The sequence below is a fragment of the Mucilaginibacter oryzae genome, from assembly GCF_003148845.1.
In the GTDB taxonomy this organism is placed as follows: domain Bacteria; phylum Bacteroidota; class Bacteroidia; order Sphingobacteriales; family Sphingobacteriaceae; genus Mucilaginibacter; species Mucilaginibacter oryzae.
Window position 1 is genome coordinate 187,585 of record NZ_QGHA01000002.1, and the last position, 24,891, is coordinate 212,475.

Here is a 24,891-nt window from a genome sequence, read left to right on the forward strand (position 1 = left end):
AATACAACGCGCTCATGCGTTTGTTCTCAAAATCTCGAGCGGTGGTTTGTTCAGCGCCGCGCGGCTGTTTAACAAGCCTATTGCCACAGTAAGCAGGCTTACCACCAAAAATAAAACAAGCGCCGGCAATATGCCAACCGCATAGGCAACGCCGAAGCTGTACTTAGCCAGGAACCAGGTGCCCGCAAAGGCTATCAAAATACCTGTTAAGGCCGAAAGGCTTCCTAAAAACCAATATTCTAACGCCGTTATGGTGAAAATTTGTTTGCGGCTTGCCCCGAGTGTGCGCAGTAAAACGCTTTCCTGTATGCGCTGGTATTTGCTGATGCGTACCGATGCTATCAAAACAACAATTCCTGTAATAATACTGAAAGCGCTCATAAAGCGTATCACATAGCTTATTTTGCTCAACAACTCGTCAACCACGCTCAAAATCAAACCTAAATCGATAATGGAAACGTTGGGGTAGGCCTTTACTACCAGTTGCTGAAACGCGGCCGATACTTTGTTTGATGGTACGTGCGTCATCAAAACATGAAACTGCGGCGCATCTTCCAAAATCCCGGTAGGGAAAACCACCTGGAAATTGGTTTGCACCTTGCCCCAGTTCACTTTGCGGATGCTGGCAACATAGGCGGGCATTCGTACCCCCTGAACATTAAATACCAGTTTATCCCCAATTTTGAGGTTGCCGCGCTGCGAAAGGTTTTCTTCTACCGAAACGGGCACCTCTTTAGCCGGATCGGCTTTCCCTATCCATTTGCCATCAATTAGCTTTTCGGATGCGGTGAGCGAATCGCGGAAGGTTACCCGGTATTCCCATGCAAATACGCCGTGCTGAATTTTGATGGTACTATCCTTATTGAGGTCGGCGGCAGTTTTTCCGTTAATTTCTTCAATGCGCATGGTTACTATCGGCACCTGTTGCAATACCGGCAGCCCCTGCTGTTTGGTTAGGCGCACTACGCCTTTTTCCTGGCTGCTTTGAATATCAAACAAGATCATGTTTGACTGGTTGCCGCCGGTTGAAAGGTTTACCTGCTGAATGAGCAGCGTTTGCACAAAGTACAAGGTGCAGATAAACATGGTGCTTAAGCCGATAGATACCATAAGGATGATAGTTTGGTTATTGGGCCGGTATAAATTGGCAAACCCCTGCCGCCACAGGTAACTCCATGACCCTTTGATAATGGCTTTGGTGATGCGCATCAGCAACCAGGCGGTAGCCGTGAGGACCATAAATGCGATGAGGATACCCAGGGTGAAAAACAAACTGCCTGCCCAGCTATCCAGTTGCAGGTAAGTGAACAGGATAACAAAGCCCAATATCAGCAGGTAAACCAGCCAGCGCAGCGGGTCGCGCCTGCGGGCGCTTTCATCAACCGACATCCTCAGGGTGTTGAGCGGCGATATATTACGCACCGAGATCAGCGGCAAAAGGGCGAATAAAATTGAAATGATAACACCCAGTAAAATGCCCTGCCCTATAGCCATCCACGAAATCTGCACCGATATGGTAAACGGCAGCCAATCGGCAAAAACGGCGGGCAGCAAATGCTGGATAGCCGTGCCCAAAACCGCGCCGGTAACCGCGCCGATAATACCGATACCAATAATCTGGATCAGGTAAATCAAAAACGCTTCGGACGCTTTTACGCCCAAACAACGCATAACAGCAATAGAAGCAATTTTTTCTTTAATGTAGATATGAATAGCGCTGGCAACACCAACGCAACCCAGTAATAAAGCCACAAAGCCCACCAACGATAAAAAGCGGCTCAGATCGCCAAAAGCGCGACCGGTGTTTTCTTTTTTGCTTTCGATAGTTTCAAAGCGCATCCCTGCTTTATCCAGCATGGGGTCCAGCTTTTTGGTGAGCTTATCCATATTGGTGCTTTTATCAAGTTTGTAGTAAAAGCTGTAGGTTACGCGGCTGCCTATTTTAACCAGGCCCGTTTGCTCAAGGTACTGCATGGGGATGTAAACCACCGGGGCTATCCCCGCCATAACCCCGCTTTGCCCGGGAGCTTTATTTAAAATACCTGCTATTTTAAAGTTAAGGCTACCTACTTTCACCGAATCGCCAACGCGGGCATTAAATTGCAGCATCAGTGTTTTATCAACCAATGCCATGCGGCCTTGCTTAAATGCTGTTCCGGCTGCCTCCGGGGTGGTTTCTAAAGTACCGTAGTAAGGAAAACCGCCCTGTAAAGCACGGATCTGAACCAGCCTGGTACCTTTGGTGCGCGGAAAATATAACATGGACGCGAAACTGCGCTCGGTGGAGCGGTCGTTACCCAGCGAATCGAGCATGCGCATCAGTGAATGATCAACCGGTTTATTGCCGGAGATAGCCAGGTCGGCGCCAATCAGCGTAGCCGCCTGGTTGTTCACATCATTTTGTACGTTGTACTTAAACGAATAGATAGCCACCAGAGCGGCTATACCAAATACAATGGCCGATATAAACAGGAAGAGCCTTGATCTGTTACGGCGGCTATCGCGCCAGGCCATGCGGAACAGCCAGGGGATGTTTGTTTTTCGTTTGGGGGCGATCAAATTGTTATCCATTAGCTTAGGCATTAACGGTTTTATCGTCCGAGATCAGTTTGCCGCCTTTTATGCGGATGATGCGTTGGGTTTTTGCCGCCAGTTCCAGGTCGTGCGTTACTACAATCAGTGTGGTGCCTGCTTCTTTATTCAAGTCGAAGATAAGTTTGATCACCTTATCGCTTGTTTCCGCATCGAGGTTGCCGGTTGGCTCATCGGCAAATAAAATTTTAGGCGCGTTTGAAAAAGCACGCGCTAATGATACGCGTTGCTGCTCGCCGCCTGATAGCTGCAGGGGGTAGTGGTGGCCGCGTTCTGAAAGACCCACCTTGTCTAACAAATCCAGCGCCCTCGCTTTAATGTTTTTTTCGCCGCGAAGTTCAAGGGGAACCATTACGTTCTCTAAAGCTGTTAAAGTTGGCAGCAGCTGGAAGTTTTGAAATATGAAACCGACGTACTGGTTCCGCACCTGCGCGCGCTGATCTTCGGTAAGATTGCTCATGTTGATGCCGTTTAGTTCTACCGAACCTGATGTTGAGCGGTCAAGCCCGGCGCACAGGCCAAGCAAAGTAGTTTTGCCGCTGCCCGAGGGGCCAACAATGGCGTTGGTTGAACCGGGCGCAACCGAAAAATTAATATCGTTAAGCACCGTGAGCGTTCGCCCGGCGCTTTGGTATGTTTTACTGAGGTTGGTGATGTTGAGGATATTGTCCACAGGGTGTTTTTTAGGGTATAGATACAAAAAAGCCCGGCTTGTTACCAGCACGGGCTACAGATTATTCAAGTATTATGCCATCTTTACTTTGGGTTGACATTGTGGCTAAAGCCTGTTTTTCAATTTTTCTTTAACGTCCTGTTCCCATTCGCTTTTTAATATACTCAACACTATCGAGTCGCGCCGGGTGCCATCGGCAAGCGGCATATTGCTTCTCAAAATCCCTTCAACCGTGCAGCCTATACTTTTCATCGCCGCAATACTGCGTTGGTTCCGCGCATCGGCCCTGAATTCTACACGGAGCATATTCAATTGTTCAAAAGCAAATTGCAGCATTAAAAACTTGCAATGTTTATTGAGCCCCGTACCCCTGAATTTTTTGCCATACCAGGTGTAGCCCAGCTGTAAACTTTGGTAAGCAGGGTTGATATCGTAAAAACGGGTGCAGCCTGCATACTCGCCTGTATTTTTATCAGTGATGATAAAAGGATATTCTTTGCCTTCGGCGCGCCCGTTCAACGCCGCCTGAACATAAGCTTTCATACCGTCTTCGCCCGCGGCGCTGATTAACGAATAGTTCCAGGTGTCGGGTTCGGCAAGGGCGAAGGGGAGGAGGTTTGCAAGGTCGCCGGTTGTTAAGGGTTGCAGTTTTACGCGGTTATCTTCTAAAATGTAATTTGCTTCGGGGTTAAAGTTGGCGCTCATAGTTTTTAGGGATTTAACGCAATATAGGGTTATGAATTTAGGTAGACAAGTAACAAGTTGCCCCGACTGGCTCCTGTTTGCTACGGCTGAAGTTTGTTAAACAATAACCGGCATGTCGCCGGTATTATCTTTTAAATTTACTTTCAGCTTTTGTCGGTGATCTTGATTAATTTGGCGCGCTCTAAAAACATCAATCCAATTAATTTCGATAATTTTAACCGGCATTAAAAATGTTTTGCCTGGCCAGTCGTCACAACATGTAGCTGTCGGTTGATATAAACCTCAGCCCAAAAACAAGAATTATGCAACCCGATCATACAAAAAAAGCAGGCCCTAAACCACCGGGCGTATTTAGCTTACTGGTACCCTATAAGGGGCTTGTGGCGCTATTGCTATTATTCGCGCTTTTTGGCAACGCTATTAACCTTTGGCTGCCCAAAGTTATCGCCGGCGGTATTGATGCTTATACGGCACATCATTTTGTGTTGGGCGATATTGTGACGAGGTTTTTGATAGCGGCGGTGCTGGTTTTTTTATTTTCGGGTTTGCAAACCGTTATCCAGGTCTTCGCGTCAGAGCGCGTGGCCCGCGACCTTCGCCGGCGCTTATCAGAAAAAATATCGCGCCAAAGTTCCACTTTTATTGAGCAGGCAAATCCATCCAAGCTGTTAACCAATTTAACAGCCGATGTTGATTCTATCAAGCTTTTCGTATCGCAGGCTTTGGTATCCATCGTATCTTCCTTGTTTATTATTATTGGCTGCAGTGTAATGCTGATGCTCATTAACTGGAAGCTGGCGCTGGCGGTTATTGCTATCATACCTATTATCGGCGGTACCTTTGCTTATGTATTAAAAAAAGTTCGCGCATTGTTTATAGCAAGCCGCGGTGTTATTGATCAGTTAAATAAAGTAATTAACGAGAGCATCCTCGGTTCGGCGCTTATTAGGGTGATTAACTCGCAGCAACTGGAGTACAATAAATTTCTGCTCGCCAATACCGAAGCCAGGGACTATGGTTTACGGATCCTCGGTTTTTTTTCGGGGCTTATACCAATTGTTACTTTTACCGCAAACCTGGCCATGCTTACTATTTTGGTAATGGGTGGGCACTTTGTAATTAGCGGCAGCATGAGCCTTGGCAGCTTCGCGGCATTTAACAGCTATTTATCGCTGCTGATATTCCCGATATTTATTCTGGGCTTTATGAGCAACCTGATAGCGCAGGCCAGCGCTTCGTTTACCCGCATCAGCGTGGTGCTTGATGCGCCTGATGTTAAAGAAGGCGGCAGTATTAAAGATACCTTGCACGGCGATGTGGAAATGGAAGATGTAACCATCACCTATGGTCAAAAATCGGCGCTGAAAAATATATCATTCAAGGTGGCTGCGGGATCAAAAATCGCCATCATCGGCCCTACATCGGCCGGTAAAACACAGTTACTTTATTTACTTACGGGGCTCATCAACAGTACATCGGGCAAAATTATGTTTGATGGAAAACCCATTGCCGAATATGATAGCGAAGCTTTTCACCGCCAGGTTGGTTTTGTTTTTCAGGACAGTATCATCTTCAATATGAGCATCCGCGAAAACATTGCCTTCAGTGATACCGTAACCGACGAATCATTACGAAAAGCTATCGAAACGGCCGAGTTAAGTAGCTTTATCGACGGTTTGCCCGATAAGCTTAATACCATTGTTTCAGAGCGCGGCTCGAGCCTTTCGGGCGGCCAAAAACAGCGAATTATGCTGGCAAGGGCGCTTGCTGTTAACCCGAAGGTTTTATTGCTGGATGATTTTACCGCAAGGGTTGATAACAGTACTGAGCAAAAGATCCTGGCCAATATCCAGAAAAACTATCCGGGCCTTACGTTAATCTCGGTAACGCAAAAGATAGCCTCGGTTGAACATTACGACCAGATTGTTTTGCTGATGCAGGGCGAAATAGTTGCCCGCGGCGTGCATGATGAGTTGATGAAAACCAGTCCGGATTATGTACAGATTTTTAATTCGCAGCAAAGCACCAGTAACTACGAGCAGGGTATTACCCACTAATTTTTGAAGTTAAGCGCAGTTAAAAAAGATATCTAACGGAAACAATGAATTACGATCTTAACCAGCTAAGTAAAACCCAGCAAAAAACATCAACGCTGACGGGCCTTAAAAAACTGCTGCAACTCATAGCGCACGAAAAGCCTACGCTGATCATCGCGTTTTTTATTATCATAACCAATTCGGCGCTTAATTTACTTGGGCCGCTTATTATTGGCCATACAATTGACAATTACGTACAGCATAAGGATTTTCACGGGTTACTGCGCAACGCCGCTATTTTGCTGGCCATGTACACCGCCGCGCTGTTTACCAGCTATAAGCAAACTACCTTAATGGGAGGGGTGGGGCAGCGTATGCTGTTTACCCTGCGTAACGCTATCTTCAACAAGTTGCAGCAATTGCCGGTAGCCTTTTTTAATCAAAACAAGGCGGGCGATCTGATATCGAGGGTAAATAACGATACGGATAAACTCAACCAGTTTTTCTCCCAATCGTTGATGCAGTTTATAGGCAATATATCAACCATGATTGGCGCGGGGATTTTCCTGTTGGTGATCAATTTTGAATTGGGGGCCGCAGCTTTATCGCCATCACTGGTTATCCTTTTTCTTACACTGGTACTGTCGCCGTGGATAAAGCGTAAAAATGCGGCCAATTTGAAAAGTACAGGTGGTTTGAGCGCGGAGATCCAGGAAAGCCTGGGCAATTTTAAGGTGATCATAGCCTTTAACCGCCGTGATTATTTTAGGAAACGTTTCCAGGAAGCCAATAATGATAACTACAAAACGGCTATCGGTTCGGGTTTGGCCAACAATGTGTTTGTGCCCGTTTATGGCTTACTTGCCAGTTTTGCACAGTTAATAGTGTTGTGTTTCGGCATTCATCTCATCAGGGTGACTACCGGGACCAACGCGTTTACCATCGGCGCGTTGATGGCTTACCTTATTTACGTTACCAACTTTTACAACCCGTTAAGGCAACTGGCCGCGCTATGGGCAAACTTTCAAACCGCCATGGCCGGGTGGGACAGGATCTCGCAGATTTTATCGCTCGAGAGCAATTTAGCTGTGTTGCCTGCAGGCACTGCCGAAAACAATGCAGGTTTGCTCGAATTCAGGCATGTGCATTTTAGTTACGACGAAAAAAGGGAAATTTTACACGATATATGCTTTAAACTGGAACAGGGTAAAACTTATGCCCTGGTTGGCCCTACAGGTGGCGGTAAAACTACCACGGCATCCTTAATAGCCCGCCTGTACGACCCTACAAAAGGCATGGTATTGCTTGGCGGTAAAGACATCCGTACGTTTACCGCCGAAGAGCGTACCCGGAAAATAGGTTTCATTTTGCAGGAACCCTTCCTTTTTACAGGCACCGTGCGCGATAATATTTTGTATGGGAACGAGCTTTATAAAGATCACACCAACGAGCAGATGGAACAGGTGATCCGCGATGCCAACCTCGGTACTTTGCTGGCTATTTTTGAAGAAGGACTGGAAACAAAGGTACTATCGGGCGGGGATAGTATCAGCCTGGGGCAAAAGCAGCTTATTGCCTTTATGCGCGCTGTATTACGTAACCCCGAGATTCTGATTCTGGATGAAGCCACCGCCAATATCGATACCATTACCGAGCGATTGCTGAGCGATATTTTAGATAAACTGCCCGAAACAACCACCCGGGTAATCATAGCTCACAGGTTGAATACCATTGAAAATGCGGATGAGATTTTCTTCGTAAACTCGGGCGAGGTGATCAGGGCGGGCTCGTTTAATGATGCGATGGATTTGCTGTTGCAAGGGAAAAGGGTGAGCTGATTAAACACGAATACTTTTCTGATTGAACAGGATTTTAACGAATTACACCAATCTCTTTTAAAAATTGGTGTAATTCGTTAATTAACGTGTAGAAATTATTTACAATGCACTATTAAAATTGTTGTAATTTTCAGAAGATGATATGATTAGTGTATTTCGGTTTAATTCTTCAAAATTCGTATCCATGTAAAATAGTTGTCCAAAGTACACTAAATAATTGCTAAATTATTTTTACCATTGCATATAAACTTAACCTAAGTTATGCATAAGTACAGCGGCGAAACGCGCATTTTGGTTGCGACAGATTGTATCATCTTCGGCTTTGACGGGGCTAACATTAAATTATTGCTGGTTCAGCGTGGCCTCGAACCCGAAAAAAATAAATGGAGCCTGATAGGTGGTTTCATTAAACCAACCGAATCGCCTGAAGATGCCGCCAACCGTGTACTTGAACTGCGTACAGGGCTTAAGAATGTTTACATGGAGCAATTCCAGGTATTTGGTAAACCCGGGCGCGATCCTGTGGAGCGTACCTTATCCATCGCTTACTTCGCGTTAATTGACATCCACCAGTACGAAGCGCAGTTAAGCGAAGAATACCATCCCGAATGGTTTTTGCTGGATGAAATGCCCGACCTGATTTTTGACCATAACGAGATGGTGCGCCTTGCCAAGCGGCAACTCAGGTATAAGGCTGCACTGCACCCCATACTGTTTCAGTTGCTGCCCGAAAAGTTCACCATTCCTCAATTACAGGCCCTGTACGAGGGCGTTTACCAAACCAAATTTGACGACCGCAACTTTAGCCGCAAGTTGCTCTCGACAGGTTTGCTGGTGAAACTGCCCGAAAAAGATAAGCTTTCATCAAAAAAAGGAGCTTTTTACTACAAACTTGATCAATCGCACTACGAAGAAAATTTTGAAAAATTCCTGAACCTGGTGCCAAACCCTGATAAGTTTTTTTAGGGCTGATTGCCAGATTATACGGTTTGGTTTCCCTGTTTTAAAATTACATCAGGCCAATAAATAACATGGTTATTTTAATAAAGCTTTTGTGCCAGCAATAAAGGTTTTTTGTATTTTTATACACGGTAGTTTGGCTATCAAAACCATATTCAATAAATACCTTTGAGCAAAACTCTTTTTTGGCGGGCGTTATTTTCGGTCGCCTTGCTGTTATGTTTTAGTTTTTATGCAGGCGCGCAGGGTTCAACCAACCAGGGTACCGAGTTTTATACCGCTTATATGGCGCATATCAACGGCGCGGCAGGTGCGCCGGGCGCTATAAACGGAGGCAGCCAGATGCAGCTTTACATCACATCAGATGTAAACACCACGGCTATAGTTGAGGTTGCGGATGGTTCTTTTAGTGGTACTTTTCAGGTAACCGCTAAAGATGTTACCGCTGTAAGTATTCCGGCAAGTGCTTTCCTGGGCTCGCAGGGCACGTTTTTAAAAGCCATCCACATCAAATCCCTAAAGCCTGTCGCTGTTTACGCCCATATTTTCGCCGAGAGTGTTTCTGGCGCTACCTTGCTGCTGCCAGTTAATACGCTGGGTAAAGATTACCTTTCTATTAATTACAAACAAATATCAAACTCCAACAATACCGGCGGCGGAAACGGAGGCGGCGGCAATAATGAGGGCAAACCTTCCTATTCTACGTTCGCGGTTATTGCTACCGAAGATAATACCACAGTGGAGGTTACCCCATCCCAAACTTTGCTTGATGGTAAACAGGCCGGTGTAGCTTTTAACCTCAATTTAAAAAAAGGGGAGGTTTACCAGGCGCTTTCTGAAACAGATTTGACAGGTACAAGGGTGCGCTCTATAGTTACAGCGTCCGGAAGCTGTAAAAAGATAGCGGTTTTTTCGGGCAGTTCAAAAATAAGTATCGGTTGCCAGGGAACAAAAGGTTCTTCCGATAACCTTTTTCAGCAGGTTTATCCGCTCGCGGTATGGGGTAAAAATTACATGACCGTTCCGTTAAAAAGCCGCATTTATGATATCATCAGGGTGGTGCCGGCCTTGCCCGGTACAATGGTAAACATCAACGGTAAAGCCACGCTGATTAACGGGATGTATACTGAATTTACATCGTCGGTACCCAATGTGATCACTGCCGATAAGGCTGTTCAGGTTGTTCAATACGCCGTAACAGAAGGCGAGACCAATACCAGCGATTGCCAGCTGGCTCCCGGCGATGTTGGCGATCCTGAAATGATCTATCTGACACCCATTGAGCAAACGTTAGATCATGTTACGCTGAACTCCACCCGTAATTTTAATATTTTAACAAATTATATAAACGTCATTATCAAGTCGGCCGCGGTGCCAACTTTTTCGCTTGATGGAAAGCCGTATACCAATTTTACACCGATGCCAGGTACCGGCGACTATTCATACGCGCAAATTGTGGTAAGCGCCGGTGTACATAACATCAAAGCATCAGATGGTTTTAACGCTATTGCCTATGGTTTTGGACGGAAGGAATCGTACGGTTATGCAGCAGGTACTAATCTTAAAGATTTAAATGAGTTTATAACGCTGATTAACCCTGTCAATAAAGCCTCAACGTTAAACGGATGTACCAATACCGATTATAAGCTACAGCTCACGCTGCCTTATCAAACCCCTAAAATTACCTGGGACTTAAAAGACGGTTCGGTACCTATCGTGATTGACAACCCTACACCAACCGGTTCAGTGATAAAAGATTCGAAGGTGCTTTATACCTATGAGTGCCCTGTTAAAAGGATGTATCCGGATGGAGACTACAGCGTAACTGCCACTGTATTTAACCCGGTTGCCGACGAATGCGGCTCGAACGAGGAAATCAATTTCGATTTTAATATTTCTGTACCGCCTGTGGTAAGTTTTGGTTTTGCAAATACCTGTTTTGGCAGCGCAGTACAATTTTCCGACCATACAACTTCGGGTACACGGCAGATCAAAACCTGGCACTGGGATTTTGGTGATGGTATAACAGATGTAGTTCAAAATCCTGCGCATAAATATTCAAAACCCGGCGACTATACGGTTAGCCTTTTTGCCACTAACGAGAATGGCTGCGCCTCGCTTTCCGACCCCGTAAAAGTCCATGTTAGTATCCCCCCGGTAGCGGCTTTTAACGCTTCGACCGCTTGTGTGGGGCAGGATGTTATTTTTACTGATAACTCTACATCGAAAGAAGGGGATATCGTGAGCCGGCAATGGGATTTTGGCGATGGTTTGCCGGTTGAAACCCGGACCGATCATTTTCCGTTTAAGCACTTGTTTACCAAAGCGGGCGATTACGTGGTTAAATTAACGGTGACCAATACCTATGGTTGTACAGGCGATGTTATTACACGGGTAGTAACCGTTTATCCTGTGCCCGTACCTGACTTTTTGTTGCCGGAAGCCTGCGAGGGCGATTTTGCCCAATTTACCGACCAAAGCAGTATTGATGACGGCACAGGGGCTGATTTTACTTACCAGTGGAATTTTGGCGACCCGGCCGCCACGCCCGGCAATCCAAATATTTCCAACCAAAAAAATCCGGTGCATCGTTATGTCGCCGGTATTTACCAGGTGAGTTTAACGGTAACTTCAAAATATGGCTGTTCGGTTACATCGGCCCCAAAAAGCTTAACTATAAACGGCAGTAAGGTAAAAGCAGCCCTGAACGTATTAAATCCTGCTGATTTGTGCAGCAACCGTGAAGTTTTTTTTGAAAATTATTCAACTGCTAATTATGGTCAGATCACCAGGCTTGAGGTTACCTATGATGCCGCGGATGCCTCAACTAAGGTAATTTATGATTACCCTGTTTATGGGCAGCAATTAAGGCACACGTACCCTTCGTTTACCCGGGGCACCCGTAACGTAACGGTGAGAGTGGTAGCTTATTCAGGCGCTAACTGTTTTGATGTTGCCGAGGTTCCCGTGGTTTTAAAAGGATCGCCGGTAGTGACCTTTGATCCTGCCCCGGTTTTTTGCATCGAATCGCCGGCGTATACCCTAATGCCGAAGTTAGACGGCGAGGCAGGGAACGGCGTTTTTTCGGGCAAGGGGGTAAGTAGCACAGGTATATTTGACCCGGCTGTTTCAGGGCCCGGTACTTTTGATATCAGGTATATTTACACTACGCAGAATAGCTGTGCAGATACGGTAACCCAGCAGGTTACCGTAGATTCGCCTCCTTTTGTTTCATTAGGTGATAGTTTCACCATGCTGGAGGGTACCAAACATATTTTAAAACCCCAGGTTAACGATCAAAACTTAAGCTACAAATGGTACCCGGCAACGGGTTTGGATCATAACGATGTGGCCAATCCTACGGCCAGCCCCACGGAGGATATTACCTATCACCTCACGGTTACATCGGCGCATATGTGTAAGGCCGAGGCTTCTGTAGCGGTGCATGTTTTAAAGTTTTTGGTGATCCCGAAAGTGTTTACCCCCAATGGCGACGGGGTAAATGATTTTTGGGATGTTAAATATTTGCAAACTTATCCAAATAATAAGGTTGATGTATACAATAGATACGGAGAAAGGGTATATTCGTCAATTGGTTATAGTAAGCCATGGGATGGCCGGTTAAACGGCTCCGATCTGCCTCCCGGAACTTACTATTATATTATCGACCCCAAAAATGGCCGGGAGGTTATTGCGGGCAACGTAACCATTATCAGATAATAATGAAAAGAACGCTATACATTATCACAATTCTACTAACCGCGCAATTTTCAAAGGCGCAACAACGACCGCAGTACACGCAGTACGTTTTCAATAATTACCTGTTAAACCCTGCCCTGAGCGGCATTGAAAACTATACCGATGTTAAACTGGGCTACCGAAGCCAGTGGACGGGGCTTGACGGGGCGCCGGTTACCTCTTATTTTACCATAAACGCGCCTATAGGCCGTAATTTTTTACAAGGCGATGCTACAGCCTTCCCGGCTGGTGGCGGCCTTAACCCGTCAAGCAGGGCATATACGCAAAATTATATGGCTGCCGAACCACATCACGGTATCGGCTTAACCGTAATGTCTGATAAAACAGGCCCGATATCTCAAACCAATATCGATGCTACCTATGCTTACCACCTCGGCTTAACCGAGACGCTTAACCTTGCTGTTGGCGTATCAGGAGGACTTAGCCATAATATGATTGATAAGTCGAAACTTATTCTGAATGACCCTGCAGATCCGACCATATTGAATCTTGTTCCAAGTCAATGGAAACCCGATTTGGGAGTTGGAATCTGGGCTTATTCATCAAATTATTTTTTCGGCGTATCCGCGCAACAAATCCTGCCGCAGGATTTATATGTTAACGGATCAAAGTCGGCAAACCAAAATAAAACTGTACCCCATTATTTTGTAACCGGTGGGGTGAAGCTCTTTGTATCTGATGATATTACGCTGATGCCATCGGCACTGTTAAAATTCATAGCGCCGGTTCCGGTTACGTTTGATGTGAATATGAAAATGTCGTTCCAGGATAAATTCTGGATAGGCGGTTCGTACAGACGCAATGATTCGTACGCGGCATTGGTTGGTTTTAATTTAAGCTCGCTCATTAACGTCGGCTATTCCTACGATTTTACTACCTCTGCTTTGAATACGGTAAGCCACGGCTCTCACGAAATTGTGCTGGGCATCCTGTTGAATAACCGTTATAAAGTTACCTGCCCGCAGCACACTTTTTAAGCATCGAAGTTTTAACCTGCGTTAGGTTATTCATGCGAATTAGCTATCGTGTTTTTGTTTTATGGAATTTAATTTCTTATAACGAAATTAAATAAAACAATCCTCATGTTTCATGGGTTTAACCAATAACAACTAAAATTAAAACCTATGAATACCAACAACCAAAACTGGAATAACCAGGATAACGAGCGCAACGATTTTGCGAACAACACGAATTCATTTTCGGTAAATGGCGAAGGCGCTATTAATAACAACGCACCGGATAATGAAGACGACGATCTCTATACTTCTGATGATACGGTAGATGACGAAAGCTTGACCGATGATACCGACGGCCTGGAAGAAAGTGATGATCTTTTAGATGATTATGATGATATAGATGAAAATACCGAAGTGGAAAGCCCGGAAGAAGAGGGCATAGGCACCCACAGCCAACCGGAGGTAAACCAGGTAGACCGGAGTGCCGATACCTCATTCAGCGAGCAAACCGATGTAACTCCGCCAAATAAACATGAATTTCCTTCGGTTGGTCCCGCCAAAACCGATTTTGAAAGCCGTCCGCAGGGCCGTACCACAGGCAGGATGGTTGGTCACGAGCCCGGAACAGAAGGGATTTAATAACAGGAGGTTATCATGAGCGATTATAATGATATCGAACCTAATGAAAGCCGGACCAAAGAGGAGCGTGAAAGCGGTAATAATGATGCTGTAAGCAAAGGAGAAAGCAAACCAACCGCTCACCTCGAAACAGAAGGGCCTCAAAAAAAGGATTTTAAGGTTTTACATGAAGATGGCAGCCTTGCTGATCTACCTGACAATGACGAGGAAGGAACAGGATCCGGCGATGGTACAGTAGGTGCCGGTTGATTTTTTATTAAAAAAACTTTATCTTCAAAAGCAGTCCGAAACCGGGCTGCTTTTTATATTTGAGGCAAATGCTTTTAAATGAGTTGGGAAATTTTATATCATTTGCCTTTTATCCTGATTACGGCCGCTTTAACCCAGCCGGTTTTAAAAAAACTGATCGGTAACCGGGTAGGGGGATGGCTATATTACCTGATCCTGGTTATAGTGAGCCTTGCAATTTATGCCGGTATTATAAAAATATTGCTACTGATATTTTTTCACGATACGATAGGGAATTAGTGATACACCTCTAACTGCTTTAGTCCAACGCAGCGAAATCTTCGATAATTTTTTTGTCTGTTCCATAATTTTCAATAAAAATTTGGAAATGTAAGATCGCATGTTTATTATTGTAGTGTACTAATTAAATAGTACACTAAATCACAAATCAGTTATGATTGCTATCGAAAACCTTATCTTCGGATACCACAAAAAAGAAGTGGTACTTGAAAACCTCAACCTTCATCTTAAACCCGGGGGCATTTATGGTCTGCTTGGCCGTAACGGCGCGGGTAAATCAAGTTTATTGCATCATATATGCGGCTTACTGTTTCCCAACTCAGGTACCTGCCGCGTGGCAGATAAAAATCCGGCTGATCGCTCGCCCGAATTTTTGCAACAGGTTTATTTACTGCCTGAGGATGTTTACCTGCCCAATGTATCTATCAAAAGCTACATCGACATTTATGCGCCTTTTTATCCCGAATTTAACCACGATTTGTTTTTTAAATTTTTAACGGAGTTTGAAATTTTGGCAAATGGTAAGCTTCAAAGCCTGAGCTACGGGCAAAAAAAGAAGGTGATGATCAGCTTTGCCCTGGCTACCCAGGTGAAAGTATTGCTGATGGACGAGCCAACCAATGGTTTGGATATTCCCTCAAAAAAACAGTTTCGTAAAATAATAGCCGGTAATGTAAATGATGATCAGCTGATGATCATCAGCACACACCAGGTTAAGGACCTGGATAGTTTGATAGATTCAGTACTGATACTGGAGGATAAGAAGATCATTCTGCACCAATCAGTTGATCAGATAACTGAAAAACTGGTTTTTAAGCAGGTGATGAACCTTGAGGAAGTGGCCGCGCCAATTTACAGCGAAGGCGCTTTAAAAGGCTACGCGGTGGTGGCTGTTAATAGCAAACACGAACAATCGCGGTTAGACATGGAAATGTTTTTTAACGCTGTACAAACCGAAAAGCAACAAATCTTATCACAATTTAATTAATAACTATCATGCAATTTTCAATACAAAGGTTATGGCTCCTGGTGCGTAAACAATGGGGCGAAAATAAACAACTATACGCTTTAGGTTTATTAGCATATGCGGGGATCATAGCGGCCATTATCATATATAACCTTACAGAATTTGAGGGCCTTAATGAGAGGGTTCAGGGCAACATTATTTTTATGGGTTTAATAGGGGGAGGTTTCGCATTCACCACAACAATATTAGGTCCGCTTAATCAAAAACTTACCGGCATAAGCACGTTAATGCTGCCGGCATCTGCTTTAGAAAAGCTTGCCATGGCTGCGATTTATAGCATGATTATATTTCCTGTGTGTTTTATTGCGGTTGTTTATCCTTTATTAGCTTTAGGGGTTTATATAGATCATCATCTCATAGGGCGCCCAAATTCGTTGTATTTAGTAAAGGGTGATCAGAACGCCTTATATTTTTTACTAACATTTTTGCTGGTGCAAAGTATGGCTTTATTTTCTACCGTATTGTTTAAACGTTACGTTTTAGTAAAAGGGGTAATATTGGTGATGGTTATATTTTTCGGCGTTTTAGTTTCAAACTCTTTCTTAGTAAAACAAATCATAAAAATAAATCCGGGTAAACCCATAAATTCAACGGTTACAGAAATTTATTATGATGTTAAGGAAAATGTAGTTGAACGCAGGGTAAATAAAGATTTAATATGGCCTAAAATCCGCGCCGGTATGCCTTTTTCTACTTTGGAAATCAATAATTGGGTAATCAATAAAAATATTAACGGAGTTGACTATACGGCTTACGCTGCTGTAATCATAAATCCGTATAGTAATGTGTTTGTATTGTTGTTTATAATGAGTATCCCCTTTTTTGGGCTTATCAGCTGCTTTAAGCTTAAGGAAAAACAATTGTAGCCTGCATATGGAATTTAACAACACACAACCTATATATCTGCAAATTGCAGACTATATATGCGATAAGATACAGCTTGAAGTATGGCTGGCCGATCAAAAAATTCCGTCGGTGCGTGAGCTTGCGGTTACGCTGGAGGTTAACCCCAATACGGTAGCGCGCTCTTATGAATACCTTCAGGGCCAGGAAATAATTTATACCAGGCGCGGCATGGGATATTTTGCCCAGGCTAATGCTGCGCAAAACATCCTGAAAACAAGGCGGGCGCGGTTTATGGACGAAGAGTTGCCCTTGCTATTTAAAAAAATGCAATTGTTAGGCATACCTGTGAGTGAACTGGAGCAACAGTACCAACATTTTATAGATAACCAGAATTAGTTAATATTTTAACATCAATACAATGAAAACCAGCACAAAGCTTATCATCATATTTTTAATGTGTATCCCCACATCATTGCTTGCTTATAATTTAATTTTGAAAGCTGAGTTCAATAAAGGGAATTTTGTACGCGAATTCAGGCCCAACGACAACAACATCTATATTGACACGACCGTTTTGACCGGGTTTAGGCACGTTGTTATAAATGGTTCGTTAGCTTTAGGCAACGGAGGCTTTCAACTTTGGAAACCCCATATAGATGTAGCTATAGGGGCGATCAATAATAACCGGGAAGACGCGAACAGATTAAGCATTGTTAAGGAATTGAAGGATAACCTTAACGCTATAGTAAAAAATGATACCCTCTTCATTTCTTTCCATACAAACGGAAAATATGATAACATCACGCCTGTCTGGAATCGCGCGGATGATATATTAAGAATCTATTCGAGAGCGGTTAAATCCATAAGCATTAAGTATGCAAATGTAACTGTTGAAAGGAATCATGATGTTGCCGACTCCCTGAAGCTATTTATCGGAGACTTAAGTGGTTGCGATATTAGAAACCTTTACCTGCAAAAGTTAGCTGTAATTGCCAAAGATAGTTCGTATGTAAACATCAGCCAAAGCAACAAGATCGGTGTGCTTAGCTATTCCCTGCAGAATAAAAGCCTGCTTAGTGTTGACGAAAACCCTGCCCAACGCTATTTTGCCGAGCGTATCGATAGTGCCGCGAAGATCCAGATCAGCGGTAAAGCAATTATTTTACAAAAACAGTTACACTAAGGCACATCAGTAAAGGATGCCTGATGCGATAAGTATTTACAAAAATCGAAACCTAAACCCAAAACGGGCTGCGTTGCAATAACGATAGGCCCGTTTTCTGCATAAAAACAAAGGCCGAATCTTTTAGGATGCGGCCTTTTATGCTCTTATTATAACAAACTCTTAATTCTTCATCATTTTGATAAACGAAGCCAGTTTCTCTTTCATTTCTCTTCTGTCTACAATAAAATCAAGGAAACCGTGTTCCTGCACAAATTCGGCAGTCTGGAAACCTTTCGGGAGGTCTTTTTTGATGGTTTCTTTAATAACCCTCGGGCCTGCAAAGCCAATTAAAGCGCCTGGCTCGGCAATGTTGATATCGCCTAACATAGCGTATGATGCTGTTACACCGCCGGTGGTAGGGTCGGTAAGTAATGAAATATAAGGGATTTTGGCCTGTGATAACAAAGCCAGTTTAGCCGATGTTTTGGCCATTTGCATTAACGAAAACGCGGCCTCCATCATACGCGCCCCCCCCGATTTGGAGATCATCAGGAACGGCACCTTGTGTTCAAGGGCGTAATCGATAGAGCGTGCTATCTTTTCACCAACAACAGAACCCATCGAACCGCCTATAAAGTTGAAATCCATACAGGCAATAACAATATCCTGGCCTTCAATTTTGCCTGCCGCCGAGCGGATCGCGTCTTTTAAGCCTGTTTTCTTTTGAGTTTCTTTAAGCCTGTCGGTGTACTTTTTGGTGTCCTCAAAATGCAGCGGATCGCCCGACGTAAGGTCGGCGAAAAGCTCTGTAAATTCATTATTGTCAAACAGTACCGAAAAATATTCTTTTGATCCTATGCGCAGGTGGAAGCCACAGTAATGGCACACATATTGATTTTCTACCTGTTCTGAATAGTGTAAGGGCTTTTTACAATTGGGGCATTTATTCCAGATACCATCGGGGGCTTCTTTCTTTTCCTCGGTGGTCGTAATTATCCCTTTCAACTCTCGTTTAAACCATGCCATATCTGTGTCTAACTCTTTCAATTGGCTACAAAGAAACAAAAAATATTAAACATGTGGGGTTTGTATTCAAAAAGATGTAAACGGCTAAATGGTTTACTCAAACTTTAAACACCGTTTTGGTATCAAATTGGCAATAAAAACGCCCGTTAATTAACAAACCACAATATGTTACTAAGATAAGCCTATTTTTACTACCGTTTTAATATACTTTTAAGAATAATTAGCCTTTTTAAAGAATTTTTATAACTTCGAGGCCCAAATAAACGCTAATGGATTTAAAAAATTATAGAGGTGTTCTGCACGGCGATCAGGTGCAGGAACTATTTGAAGCAGCAAAAAAGCATCAGTTTGCTTTACCGGCGGTAAACGTTATTGGTACTAACACTATCAACGCGGTTATGGAAACAGCTAAGGCTGTTAATTCCCCGGTTATTATTCAGCTGTCAAATGGCGGTGCACAGTTTTACGCCGGCAAATCATTGGATAATTCAAAACTTCAGGCCTGCATTTTAGGTGGCGTATCTGCTGCAAAGCACGTGCACCTGCTGGCCGAGCACTATGGTGTAGCGGTTATTTTACATACAGACCATGCCGCCAAAAAGCTATTGCCATGGATTGACGGTTTATTAGATCATGGTGAGCAGTTTTTTGCTGAAACAGGCAAACCACTTTTTTCTTCGCACATGCTTGATCTTTCGGAAGAGCCTTTGGAAGAGAATATCGAGATCTCTGCCAAATATCTTGAACGTATGGCTAAAATGAACATGACACTGGAGATTGAGCTTGGTGTTACCGGCGGTGAAGAAGATGGTGTTGACAACTCTGATGTTGACAGCTCACGTTTATATACCCAGCCCGAAGAGGTTTCATATTCGTACGAGCATTTATCAAAAGTGAGCCACCGTTTTACAGTAGCAGCTGCCTTTGGTAACGTGCATGGCGTTTACAAACCGGGCAACGTAAAATTACAGCCTGTTATTTTACATAACTCGCAGGAGTATGTAAAACAAAAATTTGGTTTGGCTGATGAAAAGCCGATCAACTTTGTTTTCCACGGCGGCTCGGGTTCTTCCCAGGAAGAAATCCGCGAGGCTATCTCTTACGGCGCTATCAAAATGAACATTGATACCGATATGCAATGGGCTTTCTGGGAAGGTATTAAAGATTATTATCAATCAAAAGAAGGTTATTTGCAAAGCCAGATCGGCAGCCCTGATGGCGATGATTCTCCAAACAAAAAATACTACGATCCTCGCGTTTGGTTACGCAAAGGCGAAGAAAACTTTGTAAAACGCCTTTCAGCAGCCTTTGAAGATTTGAACTGCATCGACGTTCACAGCAAATTATAATATTCATCAAAAGCTAACAAAAGCGCCTGTACATTTGTTGTATAGGCGCTTTGTTGTTTACAGGCAGCAAGGTTGAGCGTAAAAGTTAAAAATCTACTAAAAATGACAGAGATTCGTAAAAAGAAAAAGAACTTGTTTGAACGTTTTGCCAACTGGGCTACTGTAGCAACGGGTAGCTCCGGTGCATTTATTATCGCTTTTACAATTATAATTATATGGGGCGTAACAGGGCCATTGTTTCATTATTCGGATACCTGGCAGCTGGTGATCAATACGGGCACAACGATTGTAACTTTTTTAATGGTTTTCCTGATCCAAAAATCGCAGAACAAGGACTCGAAAGCTATCCATTTAAAGTTAAATGAATTGCTGGCATCGCACCAGGGCGCAAGTAACCGGATGGTTGATATTGAGGATATCACCGAAAAGGAGCTGGACCAGTTGCACAAATTTTATGTTGAGCTCTCCGAACTGGCCGAAGAGGAGGATGATATTACCTGTACGCACTCCATAGATGCCGCAAAAGAAAACCATACCAGCAAGCTTAATAGTTACAAAACCAAACCGCATTATATCAATGCCCGCAATCAAGGTAAAAAAAGCAACTGAACAGGCCGACCTGGATAAGATCAACCAGATCAGGTACGAAGTATTTGTGGTTGAACAAAACTGCCCGCCTCACCTCGAGGTAGAATATAATGATGAATCCGTTCATTTTTTAGCCACCGTTAACGGAGAGCCCGCCGGCGCCTGCCGCTGGCGAAAAACCGAAAAAGGTTGTAAGCTGGAGCGTTTTGCTGTGCTTAAAAACTTTAGGGGTTATGGGCTGGGGCAGGAAATGGTTAAAACGGTACTTGCCGATTTACCGGCAGACGCCGGTTACGTGTATCTTAATTCACAAACTCATGCTGTGCCCTTTTATAAAAAGTTAGGTTTTGAAACAAGCGGACCTGAATTTGAGGAAGCCGGTATTAAACATTATCAAATGGTGAAGAAATAACGGCGTACCCGATTTTAAAATATTTGAAAGATGCTGCAACCATTTCAACGTTCGCGGCATCTTCTGTTTAGTACATCATCAAAATTGAATTTTATGTTAAATCTGAATCTTATTCCCCGCGGGTTATTACTTGTTTTTTTGGCGTGTTTTGCCGCACTTAATTCATTTGGCCAGGAAAAAATAAAAACCATAGGAAATAAACCCCGCACCGGATCGTCTAACAATAGTTTTAATGCCGTTAAAGGCAAGGTTGTTGGCATTGAAATGAACGCCGGTAAAAGGCAGGTACAGTTATTAAAATTAAGCTTCCATACCCAAAACCACTCGCAGGATAGCATTGCGTTTAAAGTGAACGTTTACCAGATGGCCGGTAAGTATCCTAACAATGTTAATTTGGTGACCGATGAAGTTAAAGGTTATATCCAAAAATACCGCGATGGAAGCCATCAATTAACTACCGTCGACCTATCACCATACAATATTAAAGTTGCGGGCGATATTGTGGTAGCTATCGAGTTTTTGGAAACAAAACAAGGCTCAGATATCAGTTTTTCATGCGGCCTTTTTAATGGCGGTACTTTTTACCGCGACAGTGAAGCGGCAGGCTGGAAAAAAATTCCCATCGTAGGCGCCGACTTCAGTGTACAGGTAAAAAAAATGAATTGATAACTCGCATACTAAAAACTTACGAGGTCATCTGAACTTCGTAAGTTTTGTATTCAAAGGCACCTTCCTATTCAAATAACTTCTGCTCTTCTGTATAATACGTCTTCCTCGAACTTTCTTTTATAATGATATCATGGCCCGTAGGGCTTTGTTTCTTTTTGGCGTTATGAATCTTCATAAAATCGCGAACCTCACCGTTGATGATATCAGGGTTGGAATGAAGGATGCTTTTTTCGGCATCATGTAATACTTCTTTAATTGCTTTAGCCAGGTCGGCAAGTTTAGCTTCGGGGATTTTATTACTTATTGAAAAAGGCGAGATGCGCGCCTGCCACAAGATCTCATCGGCATAGGCGTTACCTATTCCCCGCAAAATTTTCTGATCAAGCAATACGGTTTTAATATTGGTTTTGGTTTTAGCCAGGCGCCTGGTGAAAAAGGCGGCATCTACCTCAAGGGCGTCTGGTACATCTTTTGGTTCGGGGTTGAGGGTAGGCTTGGCAATCCCTTGAAAATCGGTTAATACCAGGCTGCTGTTATCCTCAAAGTGCAGCTCAATGATAGAGTATTTGTTGTCATTTTTCCCTTCAAATAAAAACAGTTTACCATGCAGCATCAAATGCAGCCCCAGCACATCGCCTTTATTAAATTTGATATGCAATTCTTTGCCTTCGCGATAAACTTTTTCAACTTTTTGCCCCACAAGGGTACCATTTAAAACGGATGCGCTTACGTTCAGCTTTTTAGCGTTGGTAACGGTAACTTGCATTACCTTTTTACCACTCAGTTTGTTTTGCAGGTTATGGCTAAACGCCTGTAGGTCGGGTAGTTCGGGCATAATATTTTGTTTATAATTAAATAACGTTGCTGTTAATGTTTTGCTTCAATAACGTTCAATTTTCGATTCTGAAAAAGAAGGTTTGGTTAGCTGTTGTTCAACCTGCAATATATAAACCTATCCAAGATACAAATTTCACAGATGAGCCCGTTTGTAACAGCGTTGAAATGTTTTAAATTGAGCGCGCGTTTGCAAAGTATGAACAGGATAGATACAAAATATTTTATTGGCGGTTTAGTTATTGGTATTGCCATCGGCACCGCTTTGCATAGCGTTGCTGTGGGCATTGCAATTGGCGTTGCATTTGGGTTATCCCTGGGCTCAAGAAAAAGCGTGAAATAATAAAACCACTAAATAAATAAAGCGGCTTCGCCGCTTTATTTATTTTATATTCCAATGTATTGATTGTTAAAAATCATGATATAAGTTCCTGAACGAGCTTCTGAGACCGAATGTGATCAAGGTGTTTTTCGAGTCTTTCTGGGCGTTCTTTTCCTGGCGATAAAGCGCGCCCAGTTCAAAACGCAAATTATATTTCGGGTTTAAAATATAGGCTACTGTTCCTTCACCATAGTATAATTGAGTACTTAACCCTTGTCCAACTATACCTTTAACATTGCCTGAAGGAATAAACAGCTTATTGATCACCTTGCCGTTGTTGTCAGGTTTGTTGGCATCAAGCCCATATTTGGCATAATTAATTTGTCCCTGGAAGTCAAATCGCCCTACTGAGTAGTTGAGGATACCCAACATCTCCCTGAAATTGGCCCCGAGTGGGTGCGCTAACGGATCGCCGTAAAAACCGTAGTTGGTTAATACCCTGTCACTGGCATAGGTATATGGATTTACGGTATTAAATTCAAAAAGGTAATTTAAATGTTTCAAACCAAAAAGATCAGCTCCGCGAACACCGGCCTGCCAGCCATTGGTATTACTTGCACTAATGCCCAAGTCATTATTTTTAACTTTATCAAGCACAAACTGCCCGTAAAGCGCGGTTTTATCAAGTATTTTATATTTGGCATTAAAACCCAATATGATATTATCCTTTACATCGCCGCCCCGGCTCAACGAACCGCTGAAAAATAACGGGTTTACAAAGTTAGCGTCAAAGCCGTATTTGTTGCCCTTGGCATCTGCTTCGGGTGTTATGAGGGCATTAAAAAAACCAAGCGAGGCCCTTTTGGTGATGCTCCAATCGATGTAATGAAATAAAGCCCATTTGCGGCGGTTATTGCCGAACGAATCATATTTTTCAAGCTTCGAATCCTGGAGATAAGCCCAGGCAATCATATAACGCACAGGCCCTAAATCGGCGGTAACCCTTAGCAGCGGCATATTGGCGGCAAAGTCAGACAGCAGTACAGACCTGTAACCATCGCCAATAAACATTTTGTCCTCCCCTAGGGTAATATTTAACTTTTGGGTAGGGGAGTAAGACAAGATCGCGGTAACGTACGACCAATCCTGCGAGTTTTGAGGCTGACCGTTATAGTGCCGCGCGTAAGCCTGGCCCGGTACAAATACATTATTATTTACATAATCATTATAGTATGAAACAAACTTGGCCGAGTTTTCGAAGCCGCTGCTGTAAAACGAAAACTTATCGCCTACGGTGCCCCCAAGCTGAAACCCGCGGGTGTTTAAGTTGGTGGTTTTGCTGTTGCTCAAATCGCGCCCAACCTGCAGGTCGGTTATATAATCCGCGTAAAAAGTATATTCTTTGTCTTTTACGTCAAAAAGGTGCTCGTTAAATAATTTACGTCCACCCCAGGTTTTACGCTCTTTAACGCCAACGTTCATGATCGAGTCATAGCTGTGCCTGATGGTGCTGTCAATTAAAAACGGCCTTAATGACGTGTGCATGCCGCTTTTTACAGAATATACATCAGCGTTAAATTTTTGATACAGCTGGTATGAATTAGGCAAATAAACCGATTGGGCCTTGCTTAACTGCGCGGTAAGAAAAATCCCCGCGGCAATTAAAAAAGTTTTTTTGGGCAAGTTTAGCGAGTAGAGTTTTTGCATCGCAACAAAGTAATGATTATTTGTTGTAAGTTAAAAATTTGATTGCTTAAAAGAGGTAGCTTAAAGCCGAAGGCTAAAGGCTGAAAGCAGAAGGCTCAAAGCCTAAAACAGAACTTAATGGTTTCAGCCCTTTTGCTTTTAGCCCTCCGCTTTTGGCTTTCAGCCTTCGGGCTTTTTCTTTAGGCTGAAAGCAGAAGGCTCAAAGCCTAAAGCAGAACTTAATGGTTTCACACCTTTGCTTTTAGCCCCCCGCTTTAGGC

General features: G+C 43.5%; 23 protein-coding genes. 17 read left to right on the forward strand and 6 right to left on the reverse strand.

Annotated elements, in window-relative coordinates; genetic code table 11:
* Window positions 1-12: 12 nt before the first annotated feature.
* From LX99_RS06305 to LX99_RS06315, 3 genes are all read right to left on the reverse strand, one after another.
* Window positions 13-2,571, reverse strand: a complete 2,559-nt coding sequence (locus tag LX99_RS06305) for an ABC transporter permease (RefSeq protein WP_109607098.1) — start codon at window positions 2,569-2,571, stop codon at window positions 13-15.
* 4 nt (window positions 2,572-2,575) lie between these two features.
* Window positions 2,576-3,265 carry an ABC transporter ATP-binding protein gene (locus LX99_RS06310; protein WP_109607099.1) on the reverse strand — a complete coding sequence of 230 codons (690 nt, stop codon included), beginning with the start codon at window positions 3,263-3,265 and terminating at the stop codon, window positions 2,576-2,578.
* Window positions 3,266-3,370: 105 nt separating this feature from the next.
* A complete protein-coding gene (locus LX99_RS06315) occupies window positions 3,371-3,970 on the reverse strand; it encodes a GNAT family N-acetyltransferase (protein ID WP_109607100.1) in 600 nt (199 codons plus the stop codon).
* A 302-nt stretch (window positions 3,971-4,272) separates the two neighbouring features.
* On the opposite strand from LX99_RS06315, the gene LX99_RS06320 reads away from it, so the two are divergent.
* From LX99_RS06320 to LX99_RS06375, 12 genes are all read left to right on the forward strand, one after another.
* The gene (locus LX99_RS06320; protein WP_109607101.1) at window positions 4,273-6,027 is read left to right on the forward strand and encodes an ABC transporter ATP-binding protein; all 1,755 of its coding nucleotides are present in this window, start codon (window positions 4,273-4,275) and stop codon (window positions 6,025-6,027) included.
* Between the two features lie 44 nt (window positions 6,028-6,071).
* Complete coding sequence (locus tag LX99_RS06325; RefSeq protein ID WP_109607102.1) at window positions 6,072-7,844, forward strand: ABC transporter ATP-binding protein; 1,773 nt, start codon at window positions 6,072-6,074, stop codon at window positions 7,842-7,844.
* 261 nt (window positions 7,845-8,105) lie between these two features.
* Entirely contained in the window at window positions 8,106-8,810 is a 705-nt protein-coding gene (locus tag LX99_RS06330; RefSeq protein ID WP_022830611.1) for an NUDIX hydrolase, read from the forward strand.
* Window positions 8,811-8,972: 162 nt separating this feature from the next.
* On the forward strand, window positions 8,973-12,524 hold the full coding sequence (locus tag LX99_RS06335; protein WP_146203071.1) for a PKD domain-containing protein: 3,552 nt from the start codon (window positions 8,973-8,975) through the stop codon (window positions 12,522-12,524).
* 2 nt (window positions 12,525-12,526) lie between these two features.
* Window positions 12,527-13,540 (forward strand): PorP/SprF family type IX secretion system membrane protein, encoded by a 1,014-nt coding sequence (locus LX99_RS06340; protein WP_109607104.1) that lies wholly within the window; start codon window positions 12,527-12,529, stop codon window positions 13,538-13,540.
* 147 nt (window positions 13,541-13,687) lie between these two features.
* Entirely contained in the window at window positions 13,688-14,158 is a 471-nt protein-coding gene (locus LX99_RS06345) for a hypothetical protein (RefSeq protein ID WP_109607105.1), read from the forward strand.
* 15 nt (window positions 14,159-14,173) lie between these two features.
* Window positions 14,174-14,407: a hypothetical protein gene (locus LX99_RS06350; protein ID WP_109607106.1), complete on the forward strand. Its 234-nt coding sequence runs from the start codon at window positions 14,174-14,176 to the stop codon at window positions 14,405-14,407.
* A gap of 78 nt (window positions 14,408-14,485) precedes the next feature.
* The gene (locus LX99_RS06355; protein ID WP_109607107.1) at window positions 14,486-14,686 is read left to right on the forward strand and encodes a hypothetical protein; all 201 of its coding nucleotides are present in this window, start codon (window positions 14,486-14,488) and stop codon (window positions 14,684-14,686) included.
* 154 nt (window positions 14,687-14,840) lie between these two features.
* On the forward strand, window positions 14,841-15,674 hold the full coding sequence (locus LX99_RS06360; RefSeq protein WP_109607108.1) for an ABC transporter ATP-binding protein: 834 nt from the start codon (window positions 14,841-14,843) through the stop codon (window positions 15,672-15,674).
* A gap of 182 nt (window positions 15,675-15,856) precedes the next feature.
* Window positions 15,857-16,579, forward strand: a complete 723-nt coding sequence (locus LX99_RS06365; protein WP_146203072.1) for a hypothetical protein — start codon at window positions 15,857-15,859, stop codon at window positions 16,577-16,579.
* A 7-nt stretch (window positions 16,580-16,586) separates the two neighbouring features.
* The gene (locus tag LX99_RS06370; RefSeq protein WP_109607110.1) at window positions 16,587-16,955 is read left to right on the forward strand and encodes a GntR family transcriptional regulator; all 369 of its coding nucleotides are present in this window, start codon (window positions 16,587-16,589) and stop codon (window positions 16,953-16,955) included.
* A 22-nt stretch (window positions 16,956-16,977) separates the two neighbouring features.
* A complete protein-coding gene (locus LX99_RS06375; protein ID WP_109607111.1) occupies window positions 16,978-17,742 on the forward strand; it encodes a hypothetical protein in 765 nt (254 codons plus the stop codon).
* Between the two features lie 162 nt (window positions 17,743-17,904).
* Here LX99_RS06375 and accD read toward each other — a convergent pair whose 3' ends face one another.
* Window positions 17,905-18,750 carry an acetyl-CoA carboxylase, carboxyltransferase subunit beta gene (gene accD, locus LX99_RS06380; RefSeq protein WP_109607112.1) on the reverse strand — a complete coding sequence of 282 codons (846 nt, stop codon included), beginning with the start codon at window positions 18,748-18,750 and terminating at the stop codon, window positions 17,905-17,907.
* A 269-nt stretch (window positions 18,751-19,019) separates the two neighbouring features.
* Between accD and fbaA the strand changes: the two genes are divergently transcribed.
* From fbaA to LX99_RS26540, 4 genes are all read left to right on the forward strand, one after another.
* A complete protein-coding gene (fbaA, locus tag LX99_RS06385; RefSeq protein WP_109607113.1) occupies window positions 19,020-20,099 on the forward strand; it encodes a class II fructose-bisphosphate aldolase in 1,080 nt (359 codons plus the stop codon).
* Window positions 20,100-20,201: 102 nt separating this feature from the next.
* Window positions 20,202-20,708 (forward strand): low affinity iron permease family protein, encoded by a 507-nt coding sequence (locus LX99_RS06390; RefSeq protein WP_109607114.1) that lies wholly within the window; start codon window positions 20,202-20,204, stop codon window positions 20,706-20,708.
* A complete protein-coding gene (locus tag LX99_RS06395; protein WP_109607115.1) occupies window positions 20,677-21,099 on the forward strand; it encodes a GNAT family N-acetyltransferase in 423 nt (140 codons plus the stop codon). Before LX99_RS06390 ends, LX99_RS06395 begins: the two co-directional genes overlap by 32 nt.
* A 605-nt stretch (window positions 21,100-21,704) precedes the next feature.
* The gene (locus LX99_RS26540) at window positions 21,705-21,800 is read left to right on the forward strand and encodes an SAP domain-containing protein (protein ID WP_456238147.1); all 96 of its coding nucleotides are present in this window, start codon (window positions 21,705-21,707) and stop codon (window positions 21,798-21,800) included.
* A 32-nt stretch (window positions 21,801-21,832) separates the two neighbouring features.
* Here the strand turns inward: LX99_RS26540 and LX99_RS06405 are convergent, their stop codons facing one another.
* The gene (locus tag LX99_RS06405; protein ID WP_109607117.1) at window positions 21,833-22,603 is read right to left on the reverse strand and encodes a DNA-formamidopyrimidine glycosylase family protein; all 771 of its coding nucleotides are present in this window, start codon (window positions 22,601-22,603) and stop codon (window positions 21,833-21,835) included.
* Window positions 22,604-22,801: 198 nt separating this feature from the next.
* Here LX99_RS06405 and LX99_RS25585 point away from each other — a divergent pair, with 198 nt between their 5' ends.
* Window positions 22,802-22,945, forward strand: a complete 144-nt coding sequence (locus LX99_RS25585) for a hypothetical protein (RefSeq protein ID WP_170122648.1) — start codon at window positions 22,802-22,804, stop codon at window positions 22,943-22,945.
* 66 nt (window positions 22,946-23,011) lie between these two features.
* Here the strand turns inward: LX99_RS25585 and LX99_RS06410 are convergent, their stop codons facing one another.
* The gene (locus LX99_RS06410) at window positions 23,012-24,631 is read right to left on the reverse strand and encodes a gliding motility protein RemB (protein ID WP_109607118.1); all 1,620 of its coding nucleotides are present in this window, start codon (window positions 24,629-24,631) and stop codon (window positions 23,012-23,014) included.
* Window positions 24,632-24,891: the final 260 nt, after the last annotated feature.

Coding starts and splice junctions, on each gene's coding strand:
- LX99_RS06305 (WP_109607098.1), bottom strand. CDS start 2,571: ATGGATAACAATTTGATCGCCCCCAAACGAAAAACAAACATCCCCTGG.
- LX99_RS06315 (WP_109607100.1), bottom strand. CDS start 3,970: ATGAGCGCCAACTTTAACCCCGAAGCAAATTACATTTTAGAAGATAAC.
- LX99_RS06320 (WP_109607101.1), top strand. CDS start 4,273: ATGCAACCCGATCATACAAAAAAAGCAGGCCCTAAACCACCGGGCGTA.
- LX99_RS06325 (WP_109607102.1), top strand. CDS start 6,072: ATGAATTACGATCTTAACCAGCTAAGTAAAACCCAGCAAAAAACATCA.
- LX99_RS06330 (WP_022830611.1), top strand. CDS start 8,106: ATGCATAAGTACAGCGGCGAAACGCGCATTTTGGTTGCGACAGATTGT.
- LX99_RS06340 (WP_109607104.1), top strand. CDS start 12,527: ATGAAAAGAACGCTATACATTATCACAATTCTACTAACCGCGCAATTT.
- LX99_RS06345 (WP_109607105.1), top strand. CDS start 13,688: ATGAATACCAACAACCAAAACTGGAATAACCAGGATAACGAGCGCAAC.
- LX99_RS06350 (WP_109607106.1), top strand. CDS start 14,174: ATGAGCGATTATAATGATATCGAACCTAATGAAAGCCGGACCAAAGAG.
- LX99_RS06355 (WP_109607107.1), top strand. CDS start 14,486: ATGAGTTGGGAAATTTTATATCATTTGCCTTTTATCCTGATTACGGCC.
- LX99_RS06360 (WP_109607108.1), top strand. CDS start 14,841: ATGATTGCTATCGAAAACCTTATCTTCGGATACCACAAAAAAGAAGTG.
- LX99_RS06365 (WP_146203072.1), top strand. CDS start 15,857: ATGGGTTTAATAGGGGGAGGTTTCGCATTCACCACAACAATATTAGGT.
- LX99_RS06370 (WP_109607110.1), top strand. CDS start 16,587: ATGGAATTTAACAACACACAACCTATATATCTGCAAATTGCAGACTAT.
- LX99_RS06375 (WP_109607111.1), top strand. CDS start 16,978: ATGAAAACCAGCACAAAGCTTATCATCATATTTTTAATGTGTATCCCC.
- accD (WP_109607112.1), bottom strand. CDS start 18,750: ATGGCATGGTTTAAACGAGAGTTGAAAGGGATAATTACGACCACCGAG.
- fbaA (WP_109607113.1), top strand. CDS start 19,020: ATGGATTTAAAAAATTATAGAGGTGTTCTGCACGGCGATCAGGTGCAG.
- LX99_RS06390 (WP_109607114.1), top strand. CDS start 20,202: ATGACAGAGATTCGTAAAAAGAAAAAGAACTTGTTTGAACGTTTTGCC.
- LX99_RS06395 (WP_109607115.1), top strand. CDS start 20,677: ATGCCCGCAATCAAGGTAAAAAAAGCAACTGAACAGGCCGACCTGGAT.
- LX99_RS06405 (WP_109607117.1), bottom strand. CDS start 22,603: ATGCCCGAACTACCCGACCTACAGGCGTTTAGCCATAACCTGCAAAAC.
- LX99_RS25585 (WP_170122648.1), top strand. CDS start 22,802: ATGAACAGGATAGATACAAAATATTTTATTGGCGGTTTAGTTATTGGT.
- LX99_RS06410 (WP_109607118.1), bottom strand. CDS start 24,631: ATGCAAAAACTCTACTCGCTAAACTTGCCCAAAAAAACTTTTTTAATT.